Here is a 25,908-nt window from a genome sequence, read left to right on the forward strand (position 1 = left end):
CCCCGGAGGCGAGGCAGCTAGCGGGCCGAGACCTGGATCGCGGGCCAGGTGGCGATCTTGGCCGATACCGACGGGACCGCGGCGGGGAGGCCGAACAGGCCCCAGAACTCCTTCGTCTCGCCGGGGCCGAACTTCGGCGCGCTCAGCCGTACGCCGGAGGTCTCCGAGCAGGCGCAGTAGGCGTCCGTCCCGCCGTCCGCGTCCACCAGCACCCGGCCGGGCAGGTACTGCCGCCTGGCGTCGGTGTCGGTCAGGCGGAGGTTGCTGGCGGCCTGGTACTTGTACGACATCCACTCGGTGGAGTGTCCGAGCTCGTGCGCCCAGGCCTCCGCGTCGCCGTCGTTGGTGACGCGGTAGGTGAGCACCGCGAGGTCTCCGGGCAGCCGCCGCAGGCCGGTCACCTCCAGGGTGAAGGGCTTGCCGTCGAGCTTGGCCGAGGCCTTCAGGTCGTCCTGGCCGGGCGCCATGGTGATCACGGGGTCGCTGGGCGCCGCCGGCTCCTGGGCGGGGGCGGGCTTGACGAAGGCCACGGTGACCCGGCGGTTGCGGCGGCGGCCCTCCTCCTCGTCGTTGCTGTACAGCGGCTTGCGGGAGCCGTACCCCTCGGCCTTGAAGCGGACGCCGTCGCGGGTCACCAGGCCGGACAGGGCGCGCTGGACGGCCTGGGCGCGGCGCTTGGACAGCGGTTCGTTGATGGCGTCGGTGCCGGAGGAGTCGGCGTGGCCGGACACGGTGACGGACGGGCCGGTGGAGGCGTCGATGAGCTTGGCGGTGCGGGCGAGGACGGTTCTGGCCTTGCCGGTCAGGTCGGCCTTGTCGACCGCGAACAGCACGTCGGACGAGAGGCTGACCTGTAGGTCCTTGCCGTCGTCGGCGGTCTCCTCCGAGCGGTCGAGCGACTCGGAGGGCAGCAGCAGGCGGTGGCTGAGCGTGGTGACCGGCTGGGCGCCGGGGTCGGGGATGTCCAGGCCGTCGGTGACCGGCGGGTCGTCGCTGATCGGCACGTCGAGCATCGGCGGGCCGACGGGCGTGACGACGGTCGTGGACGCCGGGTTGCCGGAGGGCGCGGGCAGCACGGCGTAGACGGTGATCGACCTGCCGGGCTCGATGAAGTAGCCGAGCCCGTCACGATCCTGGTCGGTGCAGAGACACGGACTGCCCTCGGGCTTGTACGGCAGCAGCCACCGGCGCGCCTCCGCGTCGAGCACCCCGATCCCCGACGCCCACAGGATCCGCCCGAGCGGCCGCGTGCTGTCGCCCAGCTCACCGGTCCACGGCAGCTCCTTCTCGGTGCCGGTGTTGGTGAGCCTGACCTGGGCGACGAGATGCTTGCCCGCCACCCGGTTCAGCCCGACCACGTCGACCTGGAGCGCGGGGGTGAGCGTGCTGCGGGTGGTTCCGAGGGCGGGGCGGGCGTCCTCCTTGCCGGTGGGCGCGGCGGGCGATGGGGCTGCCGTCGTCGGCGGAGGGGACGGAGGAGAGTCCTGCTCGCGGGGCAGCGCGCCACATCCCACTGACATCAACACAACAAGGGACAAAGCCCCGATCCGGTGCCACATCCGGAAGATCCTGCCATGGTTTGGCAGAGATCCGTCAAACGGACTCGTCGATCAGGTCAGGCGACAGGACGTGGTCGAGGACCATCACGGCGCAGCCGGAAATGCCCGCGCTGGGACCCAGGCGGCTGGCCTCGATGCGCAGCCTGCGGGTGGCCAGCGCGGTGGAGCGCCGGTAGACGACCTCGCGGATGCTCGACACCAGCGGCGCGAACGCCTCGGCCACGTCCCCGCCGAGCACCACCACGGACGGGTTGAGCAGGTTGACCGCGCTGGCCAGCACCTCGCCGATGCGCCGGCCCGCCTCGCGGACCATGGCCATCGTCCCGGCGTCGCCCGCGCGGATCAGCGCGGTCACGTCGGCGATGGTCTTGACGTCGTGCCCCGCGGCGCGCAGGTCGCGCAGCAGCGCGGTGCCGCTGGCCACGGAGTCCACGCAGTCGACGTTGCCGCAGCGGCACAGCACGCCGCCGCCGTCGCGGACCGGGATGTGGCCGATCTCCCCGGCCGCGCCGAGCGCGCCGCGCAGGATCCCGCCGCCGGCGATGATCCCGGCGCCGATCCTGGTGGAGACCTTGACGTACATCAGGTCGCCGGTCTCCTCGGCGTAGGCGCCGCGGTGCTCGCCGATGGCCAGCACGTTCACGTCGTTGTCCACGTAGACCGGCACGGGGAAGCGCTCGCGCACGATCGGCGGGATCACCACGCCGGTCCAGCTCGCCATCACCCGCGCGCTCTCGGTACGGCCCGCGGCGAACTCCACGGTCGCGGGCACGCCCATCCCGACGCCCCTGACCGTGCTCCTCGGCCGGTCGCCGAGCAGCTCGTCCCAGGTGTCCATGAGCAGCGGCAGCACCACGTCGGGCCCCTGCTCGACGTCGATGACGAACTCCCGCCCGGCCAACTCGGCCCCCGCGAGGTCGCAGACCGCCACCCGGGTCCGGCTCGCGCCGAGCGCCGCGACCAGCACGACCCCGCCTGCGGCGTTGAACTCCAGCCGAACCGGCGGACGGCCGCCGGTGGAGGGGGCGTCGGCGCGCTCCACGACCAGGCCCCGTTCGATCAGCTCCCCGACGCGCAGCGACACCGCGGGGCGGGACAGGCCGGTCACCCGGCCGATGTCCGCCCGCGTCACGGCCTCACCGGAGCGGATGAGGCCCAGCACCTCGCCGGTGGTGGCAAGGGTCGCGGCGGTACGTCGAGGCATCGGCCCAGTGAACCACACAGTCTTAGGTCATGAATAGTCGTGACTTTCTTATCTCAAATAGCAAAACTCGGGTTGTGTATGCCCCAAACTCTGGCTAGTGTCCGTTCTGTCCCCGCTTGGCTGATCAATCGGAGTTCCCGACGTGTCCCCCCTGCCACCCACCGCCGCGCACACCGCAGACCTCGTCGTCTTCGGCGGCACCGGCGACCTGGCCATGCGCAAGCTCATCCCGGCCCTCTACCACTGCGACCGCGACGGGCGGCTCTCCCCCGAGACGCGCGTCATCGCCATGTCGCGCGGCGGCCTGGACGACGCCGACTTCCGCGGCAAGGTGGACGCCGAGGTACGTGACTCCGTCCCGGTGGACGACCCGGCGATGTGGCAGCGCTTCCTCGGCCGCCTGCACCACGTCTCGGTGGACGTCGGCGGCGACGACGACAGCGGCTGGCGCTCGCTCGGCGGCCTGCTGGCCGGGCACGAGGAGCGGGACCGGATCTTCTACCTGGCCAGCCCGCCGATGACCTTCGGCCCGTTCTGCCGGGAACTGCAGCAGGCGGGCCTGGTCACGCCGAGGTCGCGGGTGGTGCTGGAGAAGCCGCTCGGCCGCGACCTGGTCAGCGCGCAGCGCATCAACGACGAGGTCGGCGCCATCTTCGACGAGCGCCAGATCTTCCGCATCGACCACTACCTGGGCAAGGAGACGGTGCAGAACCTGCTCGTGCTCCGGTTCGCCAACGCCTTCCTGGAACCGATCTGGAACTCCCTCTGGATCGACCACGTGCAGATCACCGCCGCCGAGACCGTCGGCACGCCGGGCCGGCGCGGCTACTACGACCACGCCGGCGCGCTGCGCGACATGGTGCAGAACCACCTGCTGCAACTGCTCTGCCTGGTCGCCATGGAGCCGCCGTCGCGCAACGACCGCGAGTCGATCCGCGACGAGAAGGTGAAGGTGCTGCAGTCGCTGCGGCCGATCTCCGGGACCGAGGCCGACCGCTTCACCGTGCGCGGGCAGTACACCGAGGCGGACGGGATGCCCGGCTACCTCGACGAGCCCGCCTCCACGCCGACCACGGAGGCCTCGCGCCGGGTGGAGACCTTCACCGCCATCCGGGCCGAGGTGAAGAACTGGCGGTGGGCGGGGGTGCCGTTCTACCTGCGGACCGGCAAGCGCATGCCGTACCGGCGGTCGGAGATCGTGGTGCAGTTCAAGGACGTGCCGCACTCCATCTTCCCCGGTGGCACGCCCAACCGGCTCGTGCTGCGGCTGCAGCCGGAGGAGGGCATCGAGCTGCACATCATGGCCAAGGAGCCGGGCGCGGGCGAGGTGACGCTGAAGCCGGTGCCGCTGAGCCTGAGCTTCGGCAAGACGTTCACCACGCGGGTGCCCGAGGCGTACGAGCGGCTGCTCACCGACGTGCTGGCCGGGAATCCGACGCTGTTCATGCGCCGGGACGAGGTCGAGGCCGCCTGGCAGTGGATCGATCCGATCCTGGCCACCTGGGAGTCCTCGGCCGCGCTGCCCGAGCCCTACCCCGCCGGAAGCACCGGGCCCGCGGGAGCCCACGAACTGCTCGGCCGCAGCGGTCGCGCCTGGCACGAGGAGGACCTGCCGTGAACCCCGTCATCGCCGAGGTGACCGAGCGGATCGCCGCGCGCAGCCGCGCGAGCCGTACCGTCTATCTGGAGCGGATCCGGCGCGACGGCGAGAGCGCCCGCGCCAAGGGCCCGGCGCGCGCGTCGCTGGGCTGCGCCAACCTGGCGCACGGCTTCGCCGCCGCACCCGCCTCCGACAAGCTCGCGCTGCGCGGTACGGCCAAGCCCGGCGTGGCCATCGTGACCAGCTACAACGACATGCTGAGCGCCCACCAGCCGTACGAGACCTACCCGCCCGAGCTGAAGGCCGCCGTGCGCGCGGCCGGCGGCGTGGCGCAGGTCGCGGGCGGCGTGCCGGCCATGTGCGACGGCATCACGCAGGGCCGCGCGGGCATGGAGCTGTCCCTCTACAGCCGTGACGTGATCGCCATGTCGACCGCGATCGCGCTGTCGCACGACATGTTCGACGCCTCGCTGCTGCTGGGCGTGTGCGACAAGATCGTGCCGGGGCTGCTGATCGGCGCGCTGCACTTCGGGCACCTGCCCGCGGTGTTCGTGCCCGCCGGGCCGATGGGCTCGGGCCTGCCGAACAAGGTCAAGGCGCGCACCAGGCAGCTGTTCGCCGAGGGCAAGGTCGGCCAGGACGAGCTGCTGGAGGCGGAGTCGAAGTCCTACCACTCCCCTGGCACCTGCACCTTCTACGGCACCGCGAACTCCAACCAGGTGCTGATGGAGGTCATGGGCCTGCACCTGCCGGGCTCGACGTTCGTCAACCCGCACACCGAGCTGCGGCACGCGCTCACCGAGGCGGCGGGCCGGCGCGCGGTGGAGATCACCGCGCACGGGCCGGAGTACACCCCGGTCGGCGAGGTGGTCGACGAGAAGGCGGTGGTCAACGCGTGCGTCGCGCTGCTGGCCACCGGCGGCTCGACCAACCACACGCTGCACCTGGTCGCCATGGCGGCCGCCGCCGGGATCGTGCTCACCTGGGACGATCTGGCCGGCCTGTCGAAGGTGGTGCCGTCGCTGACCAGGATGTACCCGAACGGCCAGGCGGACGTGAACCACTTCCGCGACGCGGGCGGCATGCAGGTGCTGATCGGCGACCTGCTGGACGCCGGGCTGCTGCACGAGGACGTGCTCACCGTCGCGGGGCGCGGCCTCGGCCACTACCGCTCGGCCCCCGTCCTCAAGGACGGCGGGCTGGTCTGGGAGGAGGCCGCCCAGGGGAGCGCCGACCTGGACGTGCTACGCCCGGTCGCCGAGCCGTTCGCGGCCGACGGCGGCATCCACATGCTGGACGGGAACCTGGGCTGCGCGGTCAGCAAGGTGTCGGCGGTCAAGCCCGAGCACCTGGTGATCGAGGCGCCCGCGAAGGTCTTCGACGACCAGCTCGACCTGCTGCGCGCCTTCGAGGCCGGCGAGCTGGACGGGCAGGACTTCGTGGCGGTCATCCGCTACCAGGGGCCGAGCGCGAACGGCATGCCGGAGCTGCACAAGCTCACCCCGCCGATGGCGGTGCTGCTGGACCGGGGCCAGCGGGTCGCGATCGTCACCGACGGGCGGATGTCGGGCGCGTCCGGCAAGGTGCCCGCGGCGATCCACCTGTCGCCCGAGGCGGCCGACGGCGGGCCGATCGCGCTGGTCCGCGACGGCGACCCGATCAGGCTCGACTCGACCGCGGGCACGCTGGAGCTGCTGGTGCCCGCCGGCGAGCTGGCCGGGCGGGAGCCCGGCGGGCGGGCGCGCAGCGACGCGCAGTGGGTCGGCACCGGGCGCGAGCTGTTCTCCGCGTTCCGCCGCATGGCGGGCCACGCGCAGCACGGCGCGAGCATCTTCGGCGTCAACGGCGCCGAGTCCGGCGAGCACGGTCCCGGCCTGGGCTTCGCCGCCCCGGCGGGCACCGCGCACGCCGAGGTCGCCAGGTGAGCGACCACCTCTTCGATCTGCCCTGGCTGGTCGCCGACATCGGCGGCACCAACGCGCGTTTCGGGCTCGTCACCGCACCAGGTGCCCAGCCCGGGCACGTCAGGGTCCTCACCGGGGCCGAGCACGACAGTCTTCCCGAAGCCGTAGCCGCGTATCTCGACACGATCGAGGGTGGAGTGCGACCGGGCGCGGGCTGCGTGGCGGTGGCGGGGCCGATCGACGGTGACAGGTACCGGCTCACGAACTCGCCCTGGGCGGGGTCGGTTCGGGAGCTGGGCCTGCCGTACACCGGGTTGCTCAACGACTTCGAGGCGCTCGCGGCGTCGCTGCCGTATCTGGACGGCGAGGGGGACCTGGTCTCGCTCGGCGGTCCTCCTCCCTCCCGGGGGGTGAAGGCCGTGCTCGGGCCCGGCACCGGGCTCGGTGTGGCCGGGCTGGTGCCCGCCGGGGACGACTGGGTGCCGGTCCCGGGCGAGGGCGGGCACGTGACCGTGCCGGTCCTGGACGCGCGGGACCTGGAGATCGTCCGGGTGCTGCACACCCAGGGGGTGGCGCACGTGGACGCCGAGCACCTGCTGTCCGGCCCCGGCCTGGTACGGCTGCACCGGACGCTGGCCGTGGTCAACGGCGTCACCGCGCCCGAGCTGACCGCCTCCGACATCGTCGCCCGGCTGGACGACACGCTGTGCGCGGAGACGATCGAGGTGTTCTGCGGGCTGCTCGGCAGCTTCGCGGGCAACGTCGCGCTGACCCTGGGCGCCAAGGGAGGGGTCTACATCGGCGGCGGCGTGCTGCCCCGTATCGTGGACCGGGTGCGCGCCAGCGACTTCAGGGCCCGCTTCGAGGCCAGCCCCAACCTGGCCGGTTACCTGTCGGCGATCGCGACCACGCTGATCGTGGCACCGCAGCCGGCCCTCACCGGGGCAGCCGCGTGGCTGACCCGGCAATCCGCCAAGGAGCTCATCGCATGACTCTGCTCGATCTCGCCCCCGTGATTCCCGTCGTCGTGATCGACGACGTGGAGACCGCCGTGCCGCTGGCGCGGGCGCTGGTCTCGGGCGGCCTGCCGGTCATCGAGGTGACCCTGCGCACGGCGGCCGCGCTGGAGGCCGTCGCGCGCATCGCCGCCGAGGTGCCCGACGCGATCATCGGCGCCGGAACAATCCGGACTTCTGCTGATATTTCGGCATCTGTGGGGGCTGGGGCGAAGTTCTTGGTCTCGCCCGGCACCACGCCGTCCCTCGTGGACGCGCTGCTGGCGAGCGGGGTGCCGTTCCTGCCGGGCGCGGCCACCGCGTCGGAGGTGATGGCGCTGGCCGAGCGCGGGCTGAACGAGCTCAAGTTCTTCCCCGCCGAGGCCGCGGGCGGCCTGCCGTACCTGAAGTCGCTGGGTGGGCCGCTGCCCGACGTGCGGTTCTGCCCGACGGGCGGGATCCGGCCTGAGACCGCGCCCGCCTACCTGGCGCTGCCGAACGTCGGGTGCGTCGGCGGCACCTGGCTCATCCCGGCCGACGCGCTGGCCACCGGCGACTGGGCCAGGATCGAGAAGCTCGCCGCGCAGGCCGCCGCCCTCCGCTAGCGAAGATCATCTTCGGTTGGTACGGTGAAGATCCCCTGCGTACGGAGACTCCTGTGCCCATCGAGGAACGCGTTCCCCCTGGCGTCGACGCGAAGCGACCGAGCATCGCCCGCGTCTACGACTTCTTCCTCGGTGGGAAGGACAACTTCGCGGTCGACCGCCAGGTGGCCGAGGCCGCCGTCCGGATGGACCCGGAGGGCGCCGACGCGGCCCGGGTCAACCGGACCTTCCTGCGTCGCGTGGTCCGCCATCTGGCCGGCGAGGCGGGCGTCGACCAGTTCGTCGACATCGGCTCGGGCCTGCCCACTCAGGGCAACGTGCACGAGGTGGCCGGAGAGGTATCCCCCGGTGCGAAGGTGATCTACGTCGACAACGACGAGATGGCCCTCGTGCACGGGCGGGCGCTGCTGTCCGCCCCGCGGACCCGGATCGTCGAGGGTGACCTGCGCTCCCCCGAGGAGATCCTCCGCCATCCCGACGTACGGGCGCTGATCGACTTCGAGCGGCCGGTCGCGGTGCTGCTGTTCGCCATCCTGCACCACCTGCACGACGAGGAGGGGCCGGGCGGCATCGTGCGGCGGCTGGTCGCGGAGCTGCCCCCGGGCAGCTATGTCGCCATCTCGCACTTCGCCGACCCCGGTCAGGCGCACCCGCGGGTCTCGGCGCATGTGACCGCCTTCGAGAAGATGTTCAACGAGCGGCTGGGCACCGGGCGCTGGCGCACCCACGAGGAGATCCTCGCCTTCTTCGACGGGCTGGAGCTGCTCGACCCGGGGCTGGTGCCGATGCCGGAGTGGCGTCCCGGTCCCGGTGGCGTGGAGCGCTGCTCGACGATCACCCACTACGCCTTCCTTGGCGGCGTCGCCCGCAAGCCCGCACCCGGCGCGTGAGCGTCAGCTCCAGTTGAAGTCCTCCCCACGCCCCTCGCCGAGGGTGCGCGGGTGCGGGTCCCGGGCGGACTGGACCTCGGTGCCGGGACGCCCGCGGAGGTGGCGTTGTCGGTGTTCGCGGAGATCATCTCGCTGCGGGGCGGGCCGCCATAAGCGGGTGTCACAGACCTGCATTTCGGGTAGTCAAAAATTTGGCAAACACTGTTTCCGGGGAAGACCCTCCCTTCTCCTCGGCGAAACAAAAAGGGTGACGCAATATGCCGAGGACTTCCTCCTCCCTCCACCACGATCCGATCCTCCCGCGACAAGGAGCGCATCGCACCACCTCAGGAAGTCTGGAACGCGGGATCGACATCCTGACCTCGCTGAGCACCGATCCGCGCCCGCTGAGCCTGTCGCAACTGGGCAGGAGGACCGGTCTGCCGAAGTCGACCGCGCACCGGCTGCTCGGCGTGCTCTGCTCGCGCGGGCTGGCCCGCCGCGAGGGCACCGGCTACATGCTGGGCGACCTGCTCACCGCCATGTCCCGGGCCAGGATCCCGGGCACCCGGCGAGCGGTGCTCCCCGACCTGCTGCACCTGTACGAGACGACCCGGCAGACGGTGAACCTGGCCGTCCCGTCCGGCCTGGAGGCCGCCTACGTCGAACGACTGTACGGTCACGACCGGATCCACACCCCCTCCGACGAGCACGACCGCGCCCCCCTGCACTGCACCGCCACCGGCAAGGTGCTGCTCGCCTTCGACGACGACCTGCGCAAGGCGCTGTCCGAGCGAGGCGGGCCGCTGACCCGGATGACCAGGCGCACCATCACCGCGTTCGCCACCCTCGACCGCGAGCTGGCCCTGGTCCGCCGGCAGGGCGTGGCCTACTCCCAGGAGGAGTACGCCGAAGGCGTGGCGTGCGTCGCCGCGCCCGTGTTCGGGCCGACCGGCTCGATCTGCATGGCGGTGGGCGTCGCCACGCCCGCCTCGGCACTGCCGCTGGCCCGGCTGGGCATCGCGGTGCGCGGCGCCGCCCAGGCCATCTCCACCACCATGCGCGCCCTCGACTGAGCCCATCCGGTACGGCTCGCGCCGCCCTGCGCGAGCCGTACCGGCGGGCGGAACGTCGCGTCGCCGATCGTCGGCAACGTTCCATCAGTCGAAACGCGCGTTGCCTCCGGCGATTACGGAGCGTTCTCATCGGATCACTACACGTGACCGAGAGGCTCCCCTATGACGGCAACCGACCAGTGGCACCGGCTCCCCTTCGCGGTGCAGCTGATCAAGCTCGCCGGGCTGCGCGAGCAGCTTCGCGAGCACAACCTGCACGACACCTGCGACGCGGGCGGCGAGCCTCCGCGCCGGCCGGCGAGCTGCAGGCCGCTGCACAGGACCTACGACGGCAGCGGCTACGACCCCGCCGACGTGGACATGGGCGCCGCGCACACGCGCTTCGACCGCAACGCGCCGCTGCACCTGACCGTCCCCGAGCAGTTGCCGGAGCTGATGTCGCCGAGCCCGCGCGAGGTCAGCAACAAGCTGCTGGCCAGGCGCTCGTTCAAGCCGGCCACGTCGCTCAACGTGCTGGCCGCCGCGTGGATCCACTTCCAGAACCACGACTGGTTCAGCCACGGCCGCAACCCGGCCGCCCATCCGATGCGGGTGCCCGTCGAGGACGGCGACCCGTGGCCCGAGCGGGCCATGCTGGTGCGGCGGACCAGACCCGACCCGGTCCCGCCCGCCGACCCGGACGCGCCGCCCACCTTCCAGAACGTGGTCACCCACTGGTGGGACGGCTCGCAGCTCTACGGCAGCTCCGAGGCGGCCTGCCGCCGGCTGCGGACCGGCGAGGGCGGCATGATGATCGTCGAGGACGGGCGGCTGCCCGAGGAGGATTCGCCCGGGATGGCGGGCGTGGACCGGACGGGCTTCGCCGACAACTACTGGGCCGGCCTGTCGATGCTGCACACGCTGTTCGTCAAGGAGCACAACGCGATCTGCGCGATGCTGGCCGCCGCCTACCCGAGCTGGCGGGACGAGCGGCTGTTCCAGACGGCCAGGCTGGTCAACGTCGCGCTGATGGCCAAGATCCACACGGTGGAGTGGACGCCGGCGCTGCTGGACCGGCCGAGCGTGCGGCTGGGCATGAACGTGAACTGGTCGGGGCTGCTCGGGCGGTTCGCCGGGCGGCGGCTGGGCCGGGGCGAGGTGCTGTCGGGCATCCTGGGGTCGCCGATGGACCACCACGGCGTGCCGTACTCCATCACCGAGGAGTTCGTCACCGCCTACCGGATGCATCCGCTCATCCCCGACGACTGGGAGATCCGCTCCCACCTGCGCGGGGAGCTGGTGGCCAGGACGGACTTCACGCCGTTGCAGGGGCGCGGCACGCGGGCGGCGGTGGACGCCTACGGGATGTCCGACCTGTTCTACAGCTTCGGCGTCGCCCACCCGGGCGCGATCACCTTGCACAACCACCCCGACGCGCTGCGCAACCTGCGCGGCATGTTCGGCGAGCACCTCGACCTGGCCGCGGTGGACGTGCTGCGCGACCGCGAGCGCGGCATACCCCGCTACACCGCGTTCCGGCGGATGCTGCACCGGCCGCCGATCACCGGCTTCGCCGACCTGACCGGCGACGTGGCGACCGCGGCCGAACTGGCCGAGGTCTACGACGGCGACATCGACCGGATGGACACGATGGTCGGGATGTACGCCGAGCGCCCGCCGACGGGGTTCGCCTTCTCCGACACCGCCTTCCGGGTGTTCATCCTGATGGCCTCGCGGCGGCTGAAGAGCGACCCGTTCTTCACCGACCTGTACAAGCCCGAGATCTACAGCCCCGAGGGGCTGGCCTGGGTCGAGCGCGGCAGGATGGCCGACGTGCTGCTGCGCCACCACCCGGAGCTGGCGCCCGCGCTGGCCGGGGTGCGCAACCCGTTCACCCCGTGGCGGAGGCCCGCGTGAGCACGGTCAGGGAGGTGGTGGTCGACTGGATGCGCGAGCGGGGGCTGACCACCGTGTTCGGCAACCCCGGCTCGACCGAGCTGCCCATGCTGAAGGACTTCCCCGCCGGCTTCCGCTACGTCCTCGGGCTGCAGGAGGCCGTGGTGGTGGGCATGGCCGACGGCTACGCGGCCGTCACCGGGCGGCCCGCGCTGGTCAACCTGCACACCGGGCCCGGGGTCGGCAACGCGATGGGCGCGATCCTCGGTGCCGCCGCCAACCGCACGCCGATGATCGTCACGGCGGGGCAGCAGGTCAGGGCGATGCTGACGATGGAGGCGCTACTGACCAACGTGGCGCCGACGACGCTGCCGCAGCCCGCCGTGAAGTGGGCCTACGAGCCGCCCAGGCCGCAGGACGTGCCGGCCGCGCTGGAGCGCGCCTACCACCTGGCGGCCACCCCGCCGAGGGGGCCGGTGTTCCTGTCGCTGCCGATGGACGACTTCGACGCCGAGGCCGCGCCGTGCCCGCCGCGCCGGGTGGCGGGCGCCTCGACGGCCGACCCGGCGGAGCTGGCCGCGCTGGCCGAGCGCCTGGACCTGGCCGTCTCGCCCGTGCTGGTGGTGGGCGCCGACGCGGACTGGGACGCGGCGGTCGAGTTGGCCGAGCGGTGCGCGCTGCCGGTCTGGGAGGCCCCCCTGGAGGGCCGGGTCGCCTTCCCCCAGGACCACCCGGCCTACCGGGGCCAGCTTCCCCCGGCCATCGCGCCGCTGTCGGCGGAGCTGGCGGGCCACGACCTGGTGATCGTGGCGGGCGCCCCGGTCTTCCGCTACTACCCGTACGTGCCGGGCGCGCTGCTGCCCGAGGGCGCCGAGCTGGTGCAGCTCACCTGCGACCCCGCCGAAGCGGCCCGCGCCGCCTGCGGGGACGCCATCGTCGGCGACGTACGGCAGGCGCTGCGCACCCTGGCCGACCTGGTCAAGCCCACCGGCCGCGCGGCCCCGGAGCCGAGGCCGGGCCCCGCGCCCGCTCCGCCCGGCCGGAGCCCGATGTCGCCGGTCTCGGCGCTGGCCGCGCTCGCCCAGGGCGCGCCGCCCGACACGCTCTGGGTCAACGAGTCGCCGTCCAACCGGCCGGACTTCCACGACCAGATCCGGATGCGCAGGCCCGGCTCGTTCCTGTTCACCGCGGGCGGCGGCCTCGGCTACGGGCTGCCCGCGGCCGTCGGCGCCCGGCTGGGGCAGCCCTCGCGGCCGGTGGTGGCGGTGGTCGGCGACGGGTCGGCGCAGTACGCCGTGCCCGCGCTGTGGACCGCCGCCGCCTACCGGATCCCGGTGACGTTCGTGGTCCTCACCAACCGCGAGTACTCGATCCTGAAGTGGTTCGGCCGCCTCGAGAACGCGCCCGGCGTGCCCGGCCTCGACATCGGCGGCATCGACATCTGCTCGATCGCCCGCGGCTACGGCGTGGCCGCGTCCCGGGCCGAGAGCTTCGACGCCCTCGTGGAGGCCGTCCGCGCCGCGACCGCGTCGGACGCGCCGCACCTCATCGACGTGCCGGTCGCCCCACCTTCCTAGGAGAGTCCGTGGATCTGATCGAAACACTGCGCGCCGGGCTGCCCGGCGACGCCGTCTTGACCGACCCGGCCGCGCTGGGCCTGCATACGCGCGACAGCGCCCCCTTCGGGCCGGCGGGCGCGCCCGCCGTGGTCGCCCGGCCGCGCACGGTCGAGCAGGTGCAGCACGTGGTGCGGACCGCGCACGCGCTGCGGGTGCCGGTGGTGCCGCAGGGGGCGCGCACCGGCCTGGCCGGCGGCGCCAACGCCGTGGACGGCTGCGTCGTGCTGTCGCTGACCGGGATGGACCGCATCCTGGAGATCGACCAGGCCAACCGGCTGGTCCGCTGCGAGCCCGGCGTCACCACCCGCGTGCTGGCCGACGCGGTCGCCGAGCAGGGCCTGTTCTACCCGCCCGACCCGGTCTCCCGGGACACCTGCACGATCGGCGGGAACATCGCCACCGGCGCGGGCGGGCTGTGCTGCGTGAAGTACGGCGTGACCGCCGACTACGTGCTCGGCCTGGGCGTCGTGCTGGCCGACGGGACGTTCACCCGGACCGGCAGGCGCACCGTGAAGGGGGTGGCGGGGCTCGACCTGACCCGGCTGTTCGTCGGCTCGGAGGGTACCCTCGGGGTGATCGTGGAGGCGACACTGGCCTTGCGCCCGGCCCGGCGGCCCGCGCTGGCGATGCTGGCCCAGTTCGGCTCGGCGTTCGCGGCGGGCGCGGCGGTGGCGGCGATCATCGCGGCCGGGCACACGCCGTCGGCGCTGGAGCTGATGGACCGCACCACGACCGGGGCGATCATCGAGCTCGGCCATCCCCTGCTGTCGGCGGGGGCGGCGCCGACGCTGATCGTGGAGAGCGAGGACGGCGACCTCGAGGCGATCGCGGAGCTGTGCGCGCTGGCGGGAGCCGTACACCTGGAGACGGCGCGGTCGCAGCAGGTGCTGGAGGCGCGCCGGATGATCGGGGCGGCGACGCTGGCCGTGCTGGCCCGGATGAAGGGCAGGCCGACCGCGTTCGTCGAGGACGTGGCGGTGCCGCGCGGGTCGCTGGCCGCGCTCGTCGACGAGATCGAGCTCATCGCCAAGAGCCACGGCCTGTACATCGCGGCGACCGGTCACGCCGGCGACGGCAACCTGCACCCGCTGGTGCTGTTCGACCAGGACGACCCGGACGAGGTGCGGCGGGCGGAGGAGGCGCACGACGCGATCATGGCGGCGGCGCTGGAGCTGGGCGGGACGATCACCGGGGAGCACGGGGTGGGGCTCCTGAAAAGAGCCTGGCTCCGCCGCGAACTCGATCCCGTAGCCTTCCGCCTGCAGCAGGAGATCAAGGCGCTGTTCGACCCGGCCGGGATCCTGAACCCCGGGAAGGTCCTGCATGTCTGACGGAATCCCCCGCGCCACCCCGGCCGAGAACGCCGCCTTCATCGCCGCGTTCCTGCTCCCGGGCCTGCTGCGCGGCACCGTGACCACGGCGAGGCCGGGCCACACCGTGACCAACCGGCTGGGCACGCTGGGGTACGCCCACCGGCTCACGGCCCAGCTGCGGGAGCGTTACGGCGGGCGCCCGGTGCTGGTGAAGGGCCTGGCCGGGCCCACCCTGCTGGTGCTGTCCGGCGAGGACGTCCGGGAGGTGCTGAGCGCCTCCGACGAGGTGTACTCGCTGGCCGCGCCGGAGAAGCTGAAGGGCCTGGCGCCGTTCCTGGACGGCACGCTGCTGCTGTCCACCGGCGCGGAGCGGCGCGAGCGGGCCGCGTTCGTCGGCGAGGTGCTCGGCTCGGCCGAGACCGCGCACCGGATGGCCGACCGTTTCGCCGAGATCGCCGCCGAGGAGGCCGCGACGCTGGTGCCGGGCGTGGTGACCTACGACCGGCTCGACGCCTGCTGGAACCGGGTGGCCCGGCGCTGCCTGTACGGCGACGCCGCCCGCGACGACCACGAGCTGAGCCGCGTCCTGGCCAGGCTGCGGCTGGCGGGCAACTGGGCCGGGCTGCGCGGCCGCGCCCAGGCCAGGCTGTCGGCCCGCTACGACGAGCTGATCACCGGGCACCTGCTCCGGGCCGAGCCCGGCAGCCTGGCCGCGCTGGCCGCCGCGACGCCGCGCGGCCCCGCCACCAGCGTGGTCAGGCAGGCCGCGTTCTGGCTGATGGGGTTCACTGTGCCGACGCCCGCGCTGATGCAGTCGCTCGCGCTGCTGGCCTCCTTCCCCTGCCCGCCCGCGCGGCTCCGGGGCTGCCTGCTGGAAGGACTGCGGCTGTGGGCGCCGGTGCCGGTGCTGGTGCGCACGACGACCCGCGACACCGACTGGTACGGCGACGTGCTGCCCGCGGGCACCAGCGTGCTGATCCCGCTGATCCTGCACGCCAGAGACTCCCGGCTCGGGTACGCGCACACCTTCTCCCCCGGCATCTGGGACGACGGGACGGCCGAGCGGGAGTGGCTGCTCGGGCCGTTCAGCCGGGGGGACGGCCAGTGCAAGGGCATGAACCTCGCCCTGCACGTCGCCACCGCCTTCCTGGCCGAGCTGCTCCGCCGGGCCACCCCCGAGCTGGAGGGCAGGCCGCTGCCGCCGAGGCTGCCGCTGATGCTCGACACGCTGAAGCTGCGGATCGTGCTGCGCGAGGCGGCCCGATGAAGGAGGCGGTGCTCAAGGAGGCGGCGGCGGAGATCGCCGGGATCGCGGCTCGCATCCGGGCGATCGGCGAGCGCACGACGGCCGCGCTGGCCCGCGCGGACCTGCGCGGCCGGCTCGCCCTGGCCCGGGCGTTGACCAGCCCGCGCGGGCTGGGCTGGGCGGTGTGCGGCGGCCGGGCGGGCGAGTTCGCGGCCAGGGCGGGCGGCGTGGCCGGTGCGGAGAGCCTGGCCGAGCTGGTCGCGGTGACCTCGCTCAGGCTGCGCATCGAGGCGGTCGCGGTCGGCCATCCCGAGCTGTTCAAGGACGACGACACCCGGGCGCTCATCGACGCGGTCACCTCCGACCGGGACCTCGCGGCGGTCAGGATCCTGCGCGGCATGTTCGCCCGCCGGGGGGCGTCCGAAACCGTGTCGGCGATCGCGCCCATCGCGATGGAGCTGCTGGCGGTGCGCGCGCTCATCGACGAGAACCCGTTCAACGACGGGTCGGGCTGGGGGGTGGCCGTCGGCAGGGCGCCCAGGTCGGAGCCGCTGTTCGGGCTGGACACCAGGCTCGTCACCCGGTGGGACAGGGGCGAAGGCGCCGCCTACCGGATCGCCCTGCCGCCCGGCGAGCGGGCGGGGATCGCCTCGCGCGGGTCGGTGCTCGCCTTCCTGGAGGCGATCGCCGTACTGCGCACCAACGGGCGGATCATGCTGCAGGAGATCGAGGGGCCGGACGGGCGGCTGCGCTATGCCGTGCTCGCGCCGGGGATGGGGTTCGGCAGTCCCGTCAACGACTCGCCGCAGGACTTCGTCGGCGCGGGCCGCAACACCATCCTCGGCGACTCGCCGTACGTCAGGGCGCTGGCCAAGGCGATCGCCGACTTCGGTGTGCCGGAGGGGGCCGAGCTGGTGCTGGTCGGGCACAGCGAGGGCGGGGCCGCGGTGATGAACCTGGCGCAGGACGCGGCCTTCTGCGCCAGGTACCGGGTCACGCACGTGGTGTCGGTGGGCGCGCCGATCGATTTCAAGATCTGCGCCGACCCGCGCACCTGGGTGGCCTCGATCACCAACCAGCACGACATCGTGCCCACGCTCGACGGCATGGGCGCGGGCAACTGCTTCGACCTGCACCCCGACTGGTACGTCGTCGACTACACCAACCCGTCCCACCGCTTCCCGCAGTGCCACGACATCCAGGTCTACCTGGACGACCTGCGCGACGACCTGCACGAGGAGCGCGAGCACATCGAGCGGCGGCTGTCCGCCTTCCACGGTCCCGTCACCCGCTGCCAGGCCTACCGCCTGTGGGACCGGCGCCAGGCCCCGCCCGGCTTCCCGTTCCTCACCGTCCCCTCCTCGCAGCGGCACTGCGAGGGCAGCGCCCTCGTCGCCTTCTTCGCCGCCGACGCGGACGCCGCCGCCCGCCTGGCGGGCCCCGGCCTCGGCCAGTTGGTACGGCTCGGCGGGCGGGCCGTCGTGACCGTCTCCGCCTACTCCTACCGGGCCGGTTCCCTGGGCGCGCACGACGAGGTCAGCGTCGGCCTCCTGGTCCACGATCCGTGGCGGGCGCGTCCGCTGAAGGTGTGGACCGAGCTGCTGGCGGAGGCCGACCGGCGGCGTTCCGGGGTGCACGTGGTCGCCAGGGTCGTCTCGACGGAGGAGGCGGCGCGTGCGGGCCGGGAGGTGTGGGGGCTGCCCGGCCTGACCGGGCGGGTGACGGTCGGGCGGAAGAGGGGCCGGGTGGCTGCGGCCGTACACGATCACCACGGGACCCCGCTGCTCGCGCTCGCCGGGCGGCTCGGGCCCGGCCTGCCCTCGCCGCGCATGGACCAGGTGCTCTACTCCCGCCTCGGCGAGCACCCGCTCCGCTCACACGTCGAGGTCGACGGCCACACCACCGCCCACCCCCTGCCCCCGGTACGGCTCCGCGCCGGATCCTCCGGCCATCCCGTGGCCCGGCTGCTGCGCGAGCTCGGCCTCGACGGCGCCACCCCGCTGGCGGCCCTGTCCGTCCCCCGCTACCGGGCCAGGCTCGGCGCGGGAACCCCGCTCACCAACGACTAGGACAAAGGAGACTCCATGTCCAAACCCTCGCAAACGCTGCGTGCGGACGCGGCCGAACTGGCCGAGCACGCGATCAGACTGCGCGACATCGCGAGCAGGCTGCGCCGCGAAGGGATCGCGCCGTCCTGGCTCGACCCGGTGCTCACCGGGCAGATCATCCGCTGCGCCGTCGCCTCCGGCCATCTCGACGAAGCCGCCCGCCGTCTGGAGGCCCGTGGATAAGGCGCTTGTGAGGTCTTCCTCCATTAGAGTCGGGGGTGAAAAGGTCAAGACAGGCTGAGGAGGACAGTGACGTTGGGGCGGCAAGGCAGCTCCCCTGGCACACCGCTGACGCCCCAGGACCCAGCGGCCATCGGGGTGTACGAACTCCTCAGCCGTCTCGGCTCCGGCGGCATGGGCACCGTCTACCTGGCCCAGTCCCCCGACGGCACCCAGGTGGCGCTCAAGGCGATCCGCCGCGACTTCGCCGCCGACCCCGTCTACCGCTCGCGCTTCCACGAAGAAGTGTCCAACGCCCAGCGCGTGGCCTCCTTCTGCACGGCCCGCGTGCTCGACCACGGCGACGACGACGGCCTGCTGTACCTCGTCACCGAGTACATCGACGGCGTCTCCCTGGAGGACCACCTCATCCAGCACGGCGCGCTACCGCCGTCGGTGCTGCACTCGGCCGCCGTCGGCGTGGCGGCGGCGCTCACCGCGATCCACGCGGCCGGGCTGGTGCACCGCGACCTCAAACCGGCGAACGTCATGCTGACGCTCGCCGGGCCGCGGGTGATCGACTTCGGCCTGGCCAAGTCGACGAACCTGGGCTCCAAGCACACCAACGCGGGCATGGTGATGGGAACGCCCGGGTGGATCGCTCCCGAGCAGGTCTTCGAGGGGCGCACCAGCCCCGCGGCGGACGTGTTCGCCTGGGGGTCGCTGGTGGCGTACGCGGGGCTGGGCGGGCATCCGTTCGGGGAGGGGGACGCCTATGTGATGGCGGCCAGGGCCCGTACCGCGCCGCCTGATCTGCGGGGGTTGCCCGCGCCGCTGGACCGGCTCGTCGCCGCCGCCATCCATCCCGACCCGGCGATGCGGCCGCCCGCGCGGCAGTTGCTGCTCGAACTGGTGGGGGCGCCCGACACCTCGGGTGACCGGCCGGCGCAGCTCGCGGCCACCAAGCACCTGACGAACATGTGGAATCCGGCCGACGTGCCCCCGCTGGCCGGCTTCCCCGGCAACCGCGCCCACCAGGCGCCGCCGCCCCGCCAGTCCCGGCCCGCCCCGCCTCCCGCCTACGACCGCACCAGTCCCGGGCCACTGCCTCGCGGGCCTGGCGGCGTCCCGCCGCAGGGCCCCGGCACCTCGTCCAGACGACCCGCCCCTCCGCCCGCAGCCGGACCCGGCCCCGCGCCCGCAGGACGGCCGCGTGCGACGCAGGGGCCGCCCGCGTCCGCGTGGCCGGCCGGGACCGTGCCGCAGACCGGGCGGGGCCGTGGACCGATGCAACCCGTCCCGCCGTCCGCCTACCCCGTCGCGGGGCGGGCCAAGTCGCGCAAGGGGATCGGCTGCCTGGTGGCGGGGGTCGCCCTGGTGGTGCTGTTACTGGTGGCGCTGACCCTGCTGACCCTGGTCATGCGGCCGGCGAGCGTCAACGCGGAAGGGCCCGTACAGGACGGCAAGCTCCGGTTCACCGTGAACGCTCTCACCTGCCCCAAAGCGGCGGGCAAGGCCGCGACCCGCAGATGCCGTCTGGCGGTCAAGGTGAGCAACATCGGCATCGAGGCCCGGGTCCTGTACCCGGGCCAGCAGAAGATCGTCGACGAGGACGACGCCAAGCACGGCGCCGCCAAGCTCCTCGACAAGTCGGGCGCCGAGACCACCCCGGTCAGGCTGGGCCCCGGCGACTCCTTCACCGGCGCGCTGCTGTTCGAGCTCCCCAGGAAGATCCGCCCGGTGCTGGTGGAACTACACGACTCGGGGCTGAGCGGGGGCGTGCGCGTCACCCTCTCCGACAAGGCGTGATCGAGCGACCCGCCTGACCACGGCGGGAGTGAGGCAGGGTGGGCTCGTGATAGAAGATCCAGAACCTGACTGCTGGCTGCACCCGGACCTCGAGGTACGGCCCTCTCCGGTCGCCGGGGACGGCCTGTTCGCGCGGGCCGCCATCAGGGCCGGCACGGTCGTGTCGCGGCTCGGCGGTCACCTGGTGTCCGAGGCGGAGCTGCGGGAACTGTTCGCCCGGGCCGCACTGCGTCCCGGCCGTCCCTACATCGACAGCATCACGGTCACGGACGAGCTGCACCTGGTCCTGCCCCCGGGACGCCCCAACGGCAAGGGCAACCACAGCTGCGATCCGAACCTGTGGTGGATCGGCGCCTACACCCTCGCCGCACGGCGCGACATCGCCGAAGGCGAGGAGGTGACCAACGACTACGCCACCTGCAGCGGTGCGGCGGACTTCACCATGGACTGCCGGTGCGGCACGCCCCTCTGCCGCCGCGAGATCACCGGCGGTGACTGGCGGCTCGCCGATCTGCGGCAGCGCTACGGTGATCACTGGGTGCCGGCCCTGCTCACGCTCATCCACCGGTCGGACTGATCCACCGTACCCGGGGCCCTGGTCAACTGAGCAGAGCACGGCCCGGTTCCGCACCACCAAGCCCGGGTCGGCGGTGGGAGTCGCGGATCGGCAGCGGCGTGCCGCTGCCGATCCCGTACCGTCCCCGGCGAACCCCATCGGCGCGATTCGCGCCGATGACCCTGGGACGGGACGGCCGGCCGTCGTGCGCGTACAGGCCGATGCCCGTACGCGGTTGACGGCCGGCCCGATTGACCCGCGCAAGAACTTACCTCCGGGCAACCCTGCCAGCTCTCGCGACGCTCCGGAATCCACATTCGGCTGAGGCCGAATCACGCTGGTCTCCGGCTCAGACCGCCGGGCGCACCACGAGGCGCCCGCAACATTCGAGACACCGCCGCAGGGCATGCGGTGGCCGCATGGGGAGGCCCCGGGTTGCCGGAGCCCGCGAACCGTGAACCTCAACACGACCTCCCCGTGGGGTAGTCGCCGTTGGAATCCCCTGCCCACAGGCAGAGGAGGATGTCAACGGTTGACCAGCGGCCCCGAGCCGGTGGAGCCGCGGACGACCAGTTCGGGCTGGAAGATGAGCTCAACGTGCCTGCCCTGCGCCCCGTTGATCTCTTCGAGCAGCGTCTGCACGGCGGCCGAGGCCATCGCGCCGATCGGCTTGCGGACGGTGGTCAGCGGCGGGTCGGTGAAGGCGATCAGCGGCGAGTCGTCGAAGCCGACCACCGACACCTCTCCCGGCACCGACAGGCCCTTCTCCCGGCACGCCCGGATCGCGCCGAGCGCCATCAGGTCGCTGGCGCACACGATGCCGGTGCAGCCGCGGGCCAGCAGCTGCGCCGCGGCGGCCTGGCCGCCCTCGACGGAGAACAGCGAGTGCGCGATGAGCTCCTCGACGTCGGTCGCGCCGAGCAGGTGCGCCATCGCCTGCCGGTAGCCCTCGATCTTGCGGATGACCGGCACGAACCGGCGCGGCCCGAGCGCCAGCCCGATCCGCTCGTGCCCGAGGTCGACCAGATGCTGGACGGCGAGCCGCGACGCCAGCCGGTCGTCGGACGAGATGAACGGCGCGTCGATGTGCTCGTTGTAGCCGTCGACCAGCACGATCGGCAGCCCGCGGTCGGTCAGCCTGGTGTACCGGTCCATCCGCGCCGTGGTGTCGGCGTGCAGCCCCGACACGAAGACGATGCCGCTCACCCCCCGGTCGACCAGCAGTTCGGTGAACTCGTCCTCGGGCGCGCCGCCGGGCATCTGGGTGCACAGCACGGGGGTGTAGCCGTGCTGGGTCAGCGCCCTCTCGATCGCCTGCGCGAAGGCGGGGAAGATCGGGTTGTCCAGCTCGGGGGTGACCAGGCCGATCAGTCCGTTGCTGCGCTGGCGCAGCCGCTGGGGGCGCTCATAGCCCATGAGGTCGAGCGCGGTCATCACGGCCTGCCGGGTGGCGTTGGACACCCCTGGCTTGCCGTTGAGCACCCGGCTTACCGTCGCCTCGCTCACCCCGGCTTGGGCGGCGATGTCAGCCAGTCGAGCGTGACCATTCATGGTGGACACTTTACGCAACCTTTGTCTTCCACCATGTGGTGGAATCGGGAGCCAGCAGGCCGTTCTCCACAGGGGCGCTCGCCAGCAGCGGCTCTCCCTCGATCGGTGACCTGACCGGGGCGCCCGTGAGATTGACCGTACAGACGAACCCGTCGCGGGAGAAGACCAGCGTGCCATCCGGCGAGTCGTGCCAGCGCAGCTCGCCGGTCAGCGTCCGGCGCAGGCGCAGCGCCTGGCGGTACAGCTCCAGCGTCGATTCGGGGTCGTCGCGTTCGGCCTCGACGCTGAGCTCGCCCCAGGTGGCGGGCATGGGCAGCCAGGGGTGGCGCCAGCCGTAGGAGGGGCCCTGCGAGGTCCACGGGATCGGCACGCGGCAGCCGTCGCGTCCGCTGTCAGGGTCGCGCAGGCGCTGCGGGTCCTGGCAGACCTCCTCGGGCAGGTCGAGCACCTCGGGCAGGCCGAGTTCCTCGCCCTGGTAGACGTAGGCCGAGCCGGGCAGCGCCAGCGTCAGCAGCGCGGCGGCGCGCGCCCTGGCCAGGCCGCCGAGGCGGGTGACGTGCCGTTTGACGTCGTGGTTGGACAGCACCCAGGTGCTGGGCGCGCCCACCGAGGCGGCCGAGGCGAGCGACTCGGTGATCACGTGGCGGAGCGCGCCGGATTCCCACGGCGTGCCCAGGTAGTGGAAGTTGAAGGCCTGGTGGAGCTCGTCCTCGCGGACGTACCTGGCCAGCCGCTCGGGCGTGGGCGCCCACGCCTCGGCGACGCCGATGCGCTCGCCAGGGTAGGAGTCCAGGACGCGCCGCCAGCGGCGGTGGATGTCGTGCACCTCGTCGAGGTCGAAGTACGGCACGGGCTCGGTGCCGATCATCCGCACCTGGTCCGGGTGGCCGATGTCGGGTAGGTCGGCGGGCTTGACCATGCCGTGCGCGACGTCGACGCGGAACCCGTCGACGCCCAGGTCCAGCCAGAAGCGCAGGATCTCCTCGAACTCGGCGTGCACCTCGGGGTTGTCCCAGTTGAGGTCGGGCTGCTCAGGGGCGAACAGGTGCAGGTACCACTGCCCGTCCTCGACCCGCGTCCATGCCGGCCCGCCGAAGATCGACTCCCAGTCGTTGGGCGGCCCGTCGCCTCTGCCCTCCCGGAAGATGTACCGGTCACGGGCCTTCGGATCCCGTACGGCTTCGCGGAACCACGCGTGCTGGTCGGAGGTGTGGTTCGGGACCACGTCCACGATCACCCGCAGGCCCCTGCCGTGCGCGTCGTCGATCAGCGCCTTGGCGTCGGCGAGCGTGCCGAACAGCGGGTCGACGTCGCGGTAGTCGGCCACGTCGTACCCGAAGTCGGCCATCGGCGAGGTGTAGAACGGCGTCAGCCACAGGGCGTCGACGCCCAGGTCCGCGAGGTAGTCCAGGCGGTCGCGCACGCCACGCAGGTCACCCACGCCGTCACCGTCTCCGTCGGCGAAGCTGCGCACGTACACCTGGTAGATCACCGCGTCCCGCCACCAGCGGGTCGGCGACGAGTCCTGAACTGTCATAGAAGTCTCCCCAAAATCACGTAAACCTCCCAACATGTAAGAGGTTTCGGCAAGTTTACGCAAGTTGTTCCATGCAACGATTTTTCGTCGTTTGTCGAGGCCAGGCGGGCAGGCTGCTGCGGAGATCGGCGCGGGGAGTGCCCGGCCCGGTCGCATCGTCGAGGGACGCGAGTCGACTCGCATGACCAAAGCACGATTTTTTATGTCAAGGCTGGACATGAGGCGTTAACCCGCGATGTACTACCTCATCAACCAGCCCCGTCACAGGCGACGCCCCGTGCCCGCCAAGCATGCGAGCTCCCCGCCGGCGGACCCCAACATGGAGCAGGCCCATGAGCTCGGTCGTCCTGGACAAAGTGACCAAGGTGTACCCCGGCGGCCACCTCGCTGTCGACCGCATGAGCCTTCGCGCCGAGGACGGCGAATTCCTGGTCCTGCTCGGGCCCTCCGGATGCGGCAAGTCCACACTGCTGCGGATGATCGCGGGGCTGGAGGAGATCACCGAGGGCGACCTCTGGCTCGACGGCCAGATCTCCAACCACCTCGCACCCCGCGACCGCGACGTGGCCATGGTCTTCCAGAACGGCGCCCTCTACCCGCACCGGACCGTGCGCGGCAACATGGCCTTCCCGCTGGAGATCGCCAAGGCCGACCCGGCGATGGTCAGGGAGCGGGTGACCGAGCTGTCCAAGGCGCTGCACATCGACGAGACCCTGGACCGCCGTCCCGGCACCCTGTCCGGCGGCCAGCGCCAGCGGGTGGCGATGGGCCGGGCGATCGTCCGGCAGCCGAAGATCTTCCTGATGGACGAGCCGCTGTCCAACCTCGACGCCGGGATGCGCACCGAGCTGCGGATGGAGATCTCCTCCCTGGTCCGCTCGCTCGGCGTCACCACCATCTATGTGACGCACGACCAGGTCGAGGCGCTGACCCTGGCCGACCGGATCGCCATCATGAACCGCGGCGTGCTCCAGGACGTCGGCACGCCCGGTCAGATCTACAACGACCCGGCGACCGCGTTCGTGGCCGCCTTCCTCAGCTCCCAGCAGCTCAACCTGCTGTCGGCGACCGTACGCACCCCGCAGAACCAGCATGTGCTGCTCGACTTCGGCCCGCACCAGTTGGTGATCCCGTGGAGCGATCCCCGGGCGTACGCCGTCTCCCAGCACACCGGCCGCCAGATCATCATCGGCATCCGGCCCGACGGGCTCGCGCCCGTGCAGGAGTCCTATGACGGGCCGTCCTTCTTCGGCAGGGTCAGGACGCTGGAGTACCACGGGCACGAGTGGCTGGCCTACGTCGAGTGCGGCGCCCCGGCGGTGGCCGTGCCGGAGCCTCCGGACCCGCGCCTCGCGGCCAGCGGGCGCACCGAGTCCGGCGGGCTGCGGGCCATGGTGCGGCGGATGTTCGCGCCGGCCGAGCAGCAGCACGAGGATCAGGAGCAGGTCGGCCAGAATCCCGGCAGCGGCCACCACCGCAGGGCGGACCTGATCGTCAGGCTCGGGGGTCGGCCCGCGTGGCGTCCCGCCATGCCGGTCAAGGTGGGCGTGGACGTGGCCAGGCTGATGCTGTTCACCACGGACGGCGCCCGCATCGACCCGCCGCGCCGCTAGTCAACGCGCCACCGCGCGGTCCGCGAGCTTGGCCACCACCTCGACGATCCTGGCGGCCCGGTCCAGTTCGGCGCGGTGGAAGGGCGGGCCCTCCCTGCGGCCGACGACCACGTGCAGGGCGGCGTGGGTGATCGGCAGCACCATCAGCCGGATCCCGGCCTCGGCGAAGGCGGCAGGCCGCAACGGGACCAGGCCGGGCAGCTTCACGGTGGCGGGGGCGGCCAGGCTCGCATGCCGTACGGCGTCGCCGGCCAGCGCGACCGCCCACTCCGCGCCGCACAGGCCCGGCAGCGCGTCGACCAGGGTCGGCAGGCCGCGCGCCGGGTCGGCGACCACGTGCAGCAGCAGGTCGTAGTCCGGCGTGGACCCGGGCACCTCCTTGGTCGGCCAGACTCCCTCCACCCGTACGCCCGGGACCGTCGAGAGCCGTTCGCGCGCGGCTTCGGCGGTGGACACGCCGGGCCAGCAGACGGTGAAGTCGTCCACGGCCCTGCCGCATTCCCGTTCCAGCACGGTGACCTGCAGGATGTCGGCCCCGAGCACACCCAGCGCCCTGGCCACCTGCCCGAGCGTCCCGGGCCGGTCCGGCAGTGACACCCTCAGTCTCAGAACCATCGCACCTCCCCTTTCCCTCACCACAGTGCTGTAGGGAGGTTTCAGAGATGTTCCCTGGATATGTCAAGCATGATGCCTAAATACCCGAAATGTCG

The 25,908-nt window shown here is 72.6% G+C and carries 20 protein-coding genes; 15 read left to right on the forward strand and 5 right to left on the reverse strand.

Annotated elements, in window-relative coordinates; genetic code table 11:
• Window positions 1-17: 17 nt before the first annotated feature.
• Both ABZ911_RS07920 and ABZ911_RS07925 read right to left on the reverse strand, forming a co-directional pair.
• Window positions 18-1,520, reverse strand: coding sequence for an OmpA family protein (locus ABZ911_RS07920; protein WP_358053107.1), 1,503 nt, complete (start codon window positions 1,518-1,520; stop codon window positions 18-20).
• 73 nt (window positions 1,521-1,593) lie between these two features.
• Window positions 1,594-2,763: an ROK family transcriptional regulator gene (locus tag ABZ911_RS07925; RefSeq protein WP_358053109.1), complete on the reverse strand. Its 1,170-nt coding sequence runs from the start codon at window positions 2,761-2,763 to the stop codon at window positions 1,594-1,596.
• Between the two features lie 151 nt (window positions 2,764-2,914).
• Between ABZ911_RS07925 and zwf the strand changes: the two genes are divergently transcribed.
• The 14 genes from zwf to ABZ911_RS07995 all read left to right on the forward strand — a co-directional run bounded on the left by zwf (window position 2,915) and on the right by ABZ911_RS07995 (window position 20,518).
• The gene (zwf, locus tag ABZ911_RS07930; protein WP_358053277.1) at window positions 2,915-4,381 is read left to right on the forward strand and encodes a glucose-6-phosphate dehydrogenase; all 1,467 of its coding nucleotides are present in this window, start codon (window positions 2,915-2,917) and stop codon (window positions 4,379-4,381) included.
• The gene (gene edd, locus ABZ911_RS07935; protein WP_358053111.1) at window positions 4,378-6,288 is read left to right on the forward strand and encodes a phosphogluconate dehydratase; all 1,911 of its coding nucleotides are present in this window, start codon (window positions 4,378-4,380) and stop codon (window positions 6,286-6,288) included. Before zwf ends, edd begins: the two co-directional genes overlap by 4 nt.
• Window positions 6,285-7,259: a glucokinase gene (locus ABZ911_RS07940; protein WP_358053113.1), complete on the forward strand. Its 975-nt coding sequence runs from the start codon at window positions 6,285-6,287 to the stop codon at window positions 7,257-7,259. The genes edd and ABZ911_RS07940 overlap by 4 nt, the downstream gene beginning before the upstream one ends.
• A complete protein-coding gene (gene eda, locus ABZ911_RS07945; protein WP_358053115.1) occupies window positions 7,256-7,867 on the forward strand; it encodes a bifunctional 4-hydroxy-2-oxoglutarate aldolase/2-dehydro-3-deoxy-phosphogluconate aldolase in 612 nt (203 codons plus the stop codon). The genes ABZ911_RS07940 and eda overlap by 4 nt, the downstream gene beginning before the upstream one ends.
• 53 nt (window positions 7,868-7,920) lie before the next feature.
• Window positions 7,921-8,757, forward strand: coding sequence for an SAM-dependent methyltransferase (locus ABZ911_RS07950; RefSeq protein ID WP_358053117.1), 837 nt, complete (start codon window positions 7,921-7,923; stop codon window positions 8,755-8,757).
• A gap of 257 nt (window positions 8,758-9,014) precedes the next feature.
• On the forward strand, window positions 9,015-9,812 hold the full coding sequence (locus ABZ911_RS07955; RefSeq protein ID WP_358053119.1) for an IclR family transcriptional regulator: 798 nt from the start codon (window positions 9,015-9,017) through the stop codon (window positions 9,810-9,812).
• Window positions 9,813-9,974: 162 nt separating this feature from the next.
• Window positions 9,975-11,708: a peroxidase family protein gene (locus ABZ911_RS07960; RefSeq protein WP_358053121.1), complete on the forward strand. Its 1,734-nt coding sequence runs from the start codon at window positions 9,975-9,977 to the stop codon at window positions 11,706-11,708.
• Window positions 11,705-13,264, forward strand: coding sequence for a benzoylformate decarboxylase (gene mdlC, locus ABZ911_RS07965; protein ID WP_358053123.1), 1,560 nt, complete (start codon window positions 11,705-11,707; stop codon window positions 13,262-13,264). Before ABZ911_RS07960 ends, mdlC begins: the two co-directional genes overlap by 4 nt.
• An 8-nt stretch (window positions 13,265-13,272) precedes the next feature.
• On the forward strand, window positions 13,273-14,637 hold the full coding sequence (locus ABZ911_RS07970; protein ID WP_358053125.1) for an FAD-linked oxidase C-terminal domain-containing protein: 1,365 nt from the start codon (window positions 13,273-13,275) through the stop codon (window positions 14,635-14,637).
• Window positions 14,630-15,886, forward strand: coding sequence for a cytochrome P450 (locus ABZ911_RS07975; protein ID WP_358053127.1), 1,257 nt, complete (start codon window positions 14,630-14,632; stop codon window positions 15,884-15,886). The genes ABZ911_RS07970 and ABZ911_RS07975 overlap by 8 nt, the downstream gene beginning before the upstream one ends.
• Complete coding sequence (locus ABZ911_RS07980) at window positions 15,883-17,934, forward strand: acetoacetate decarboxylase family protein (protein ID WP_358053129.1); 2,052 nt, start codon at window positions 15,883-15,885, stop codon at window positions 17,932-17,934. The genes ABZ911_RS07975 and ABZ911_RS07980 overlap by 4 nt, the downstream gene beginning before the upstream one ends.
• Window positions 17,935-17,949: 15 nt before the next feature.
• Window positions 17,950-18,156, forward strand: coding sequence for a hypothetical protein (locus tag ABZ911_RS07985; protein ID WP_358053131.1), 207 nt, complete (start codon window positions 17,950-17,952; stop codon window positions 18,154-18,156).
• A gap of 66 nt (window positions 18,157-18,222) precedes the next feature.
• Window positions 18,223-19,941 carry a serine/threonine-protein kinase gene (locus ABZ911_RS07990; RefSeq protein WP_358053133.1) on the forward strand — a complete coding sequence of 573 codons (1,719 nt, stop codon included), beginning with the start codon at window positions 18,223-18,225 and terminating at the stop codon, window positions 19,939-19,941.
• Window positions 19,942-19,987: 46 nt separating this feature from the next.
• Window positions 19,988-20,518 (forward strand): SET domain-containing protein-lysine N-methyltransferase, encoded by a 531-nt coding sequence (locus ABZ911_RS07995; protein ID WP_358053135.1) that lies wholly within the window; start codon window positions 19,988-19,990, stop codon window positions 20,516-20,518.
• Between the two features lie 504 nt (window positions 20,519-21,022).
• Here the strand turns inward: ABZ911_RS07995 and ABZ911_RS08000 are convergent.
• Together ABZ911_RS08000 and ABZ911_RS08005 are read right to left on the reverse strand one after the other, a co-directional pair.
• A complete protein-coding gene (locus ABZ911_RS08000) occupies window positions 21,023-22,048 on the reverse strand; it encodes a LacI family DNA-binding transcriptional regulator (protein ID WP_358053137.1) in 1,026 nt (341 codons plus the stop codon).
• 10 nt (window positions 22,049-22,058) lie between these two features.
• A complete protein-coding gene (locus tag ABZ911_RS08005) occupies window positions 22,059-23,585 on the reverse strand; it encodes a glycoside hydrolase family 13 protein (RefSeq protein ID WP_358053139.1) in 1,527 nt (508 codons plus the stop codon).
• Between the two features lie 332 nt (window positions 23,586-23,917).
• On the opposite strand from ABZ911_RS08005, the gene ABZ911_RS08010 reads away from it, so the two are divergent.
• Entirely contained in the window at window positions 23,918-25,198 is a 1,281-nt protein-coding gene (locus ABZ911_RS08010) for an ATP-binding cassette domain-containing protein (RefSeq protein ID WP_358053141.1), read from the forward strand.
• On the opposite strand, the gene ABZ911_RS08015 is transcribed toward ABZ911_RS08010, so the two are convergent.
• A complete protein-coding gene (locus tag ABZ911_RS08015) occupies window positions 25,199-25,813 on the reverse strand; it encodes an amino acid-binding protein (protein WP_358053143.1) in 615 nt (204 codons plus the stop codon).
• Between the last annotated feature and the right edge of the window lie 95 nt (window positions 25,814-25,908).

It is taken from the genome of Nonomuraea sp. NPDC046570 (assembly GCF_040645915.1).
Classification (GTDB): domain Bacteria; phylum Actinomycetota; class Actinomycetes; order Streptosporangiales; family Streptosporangiaceae; genus Nonomuraea.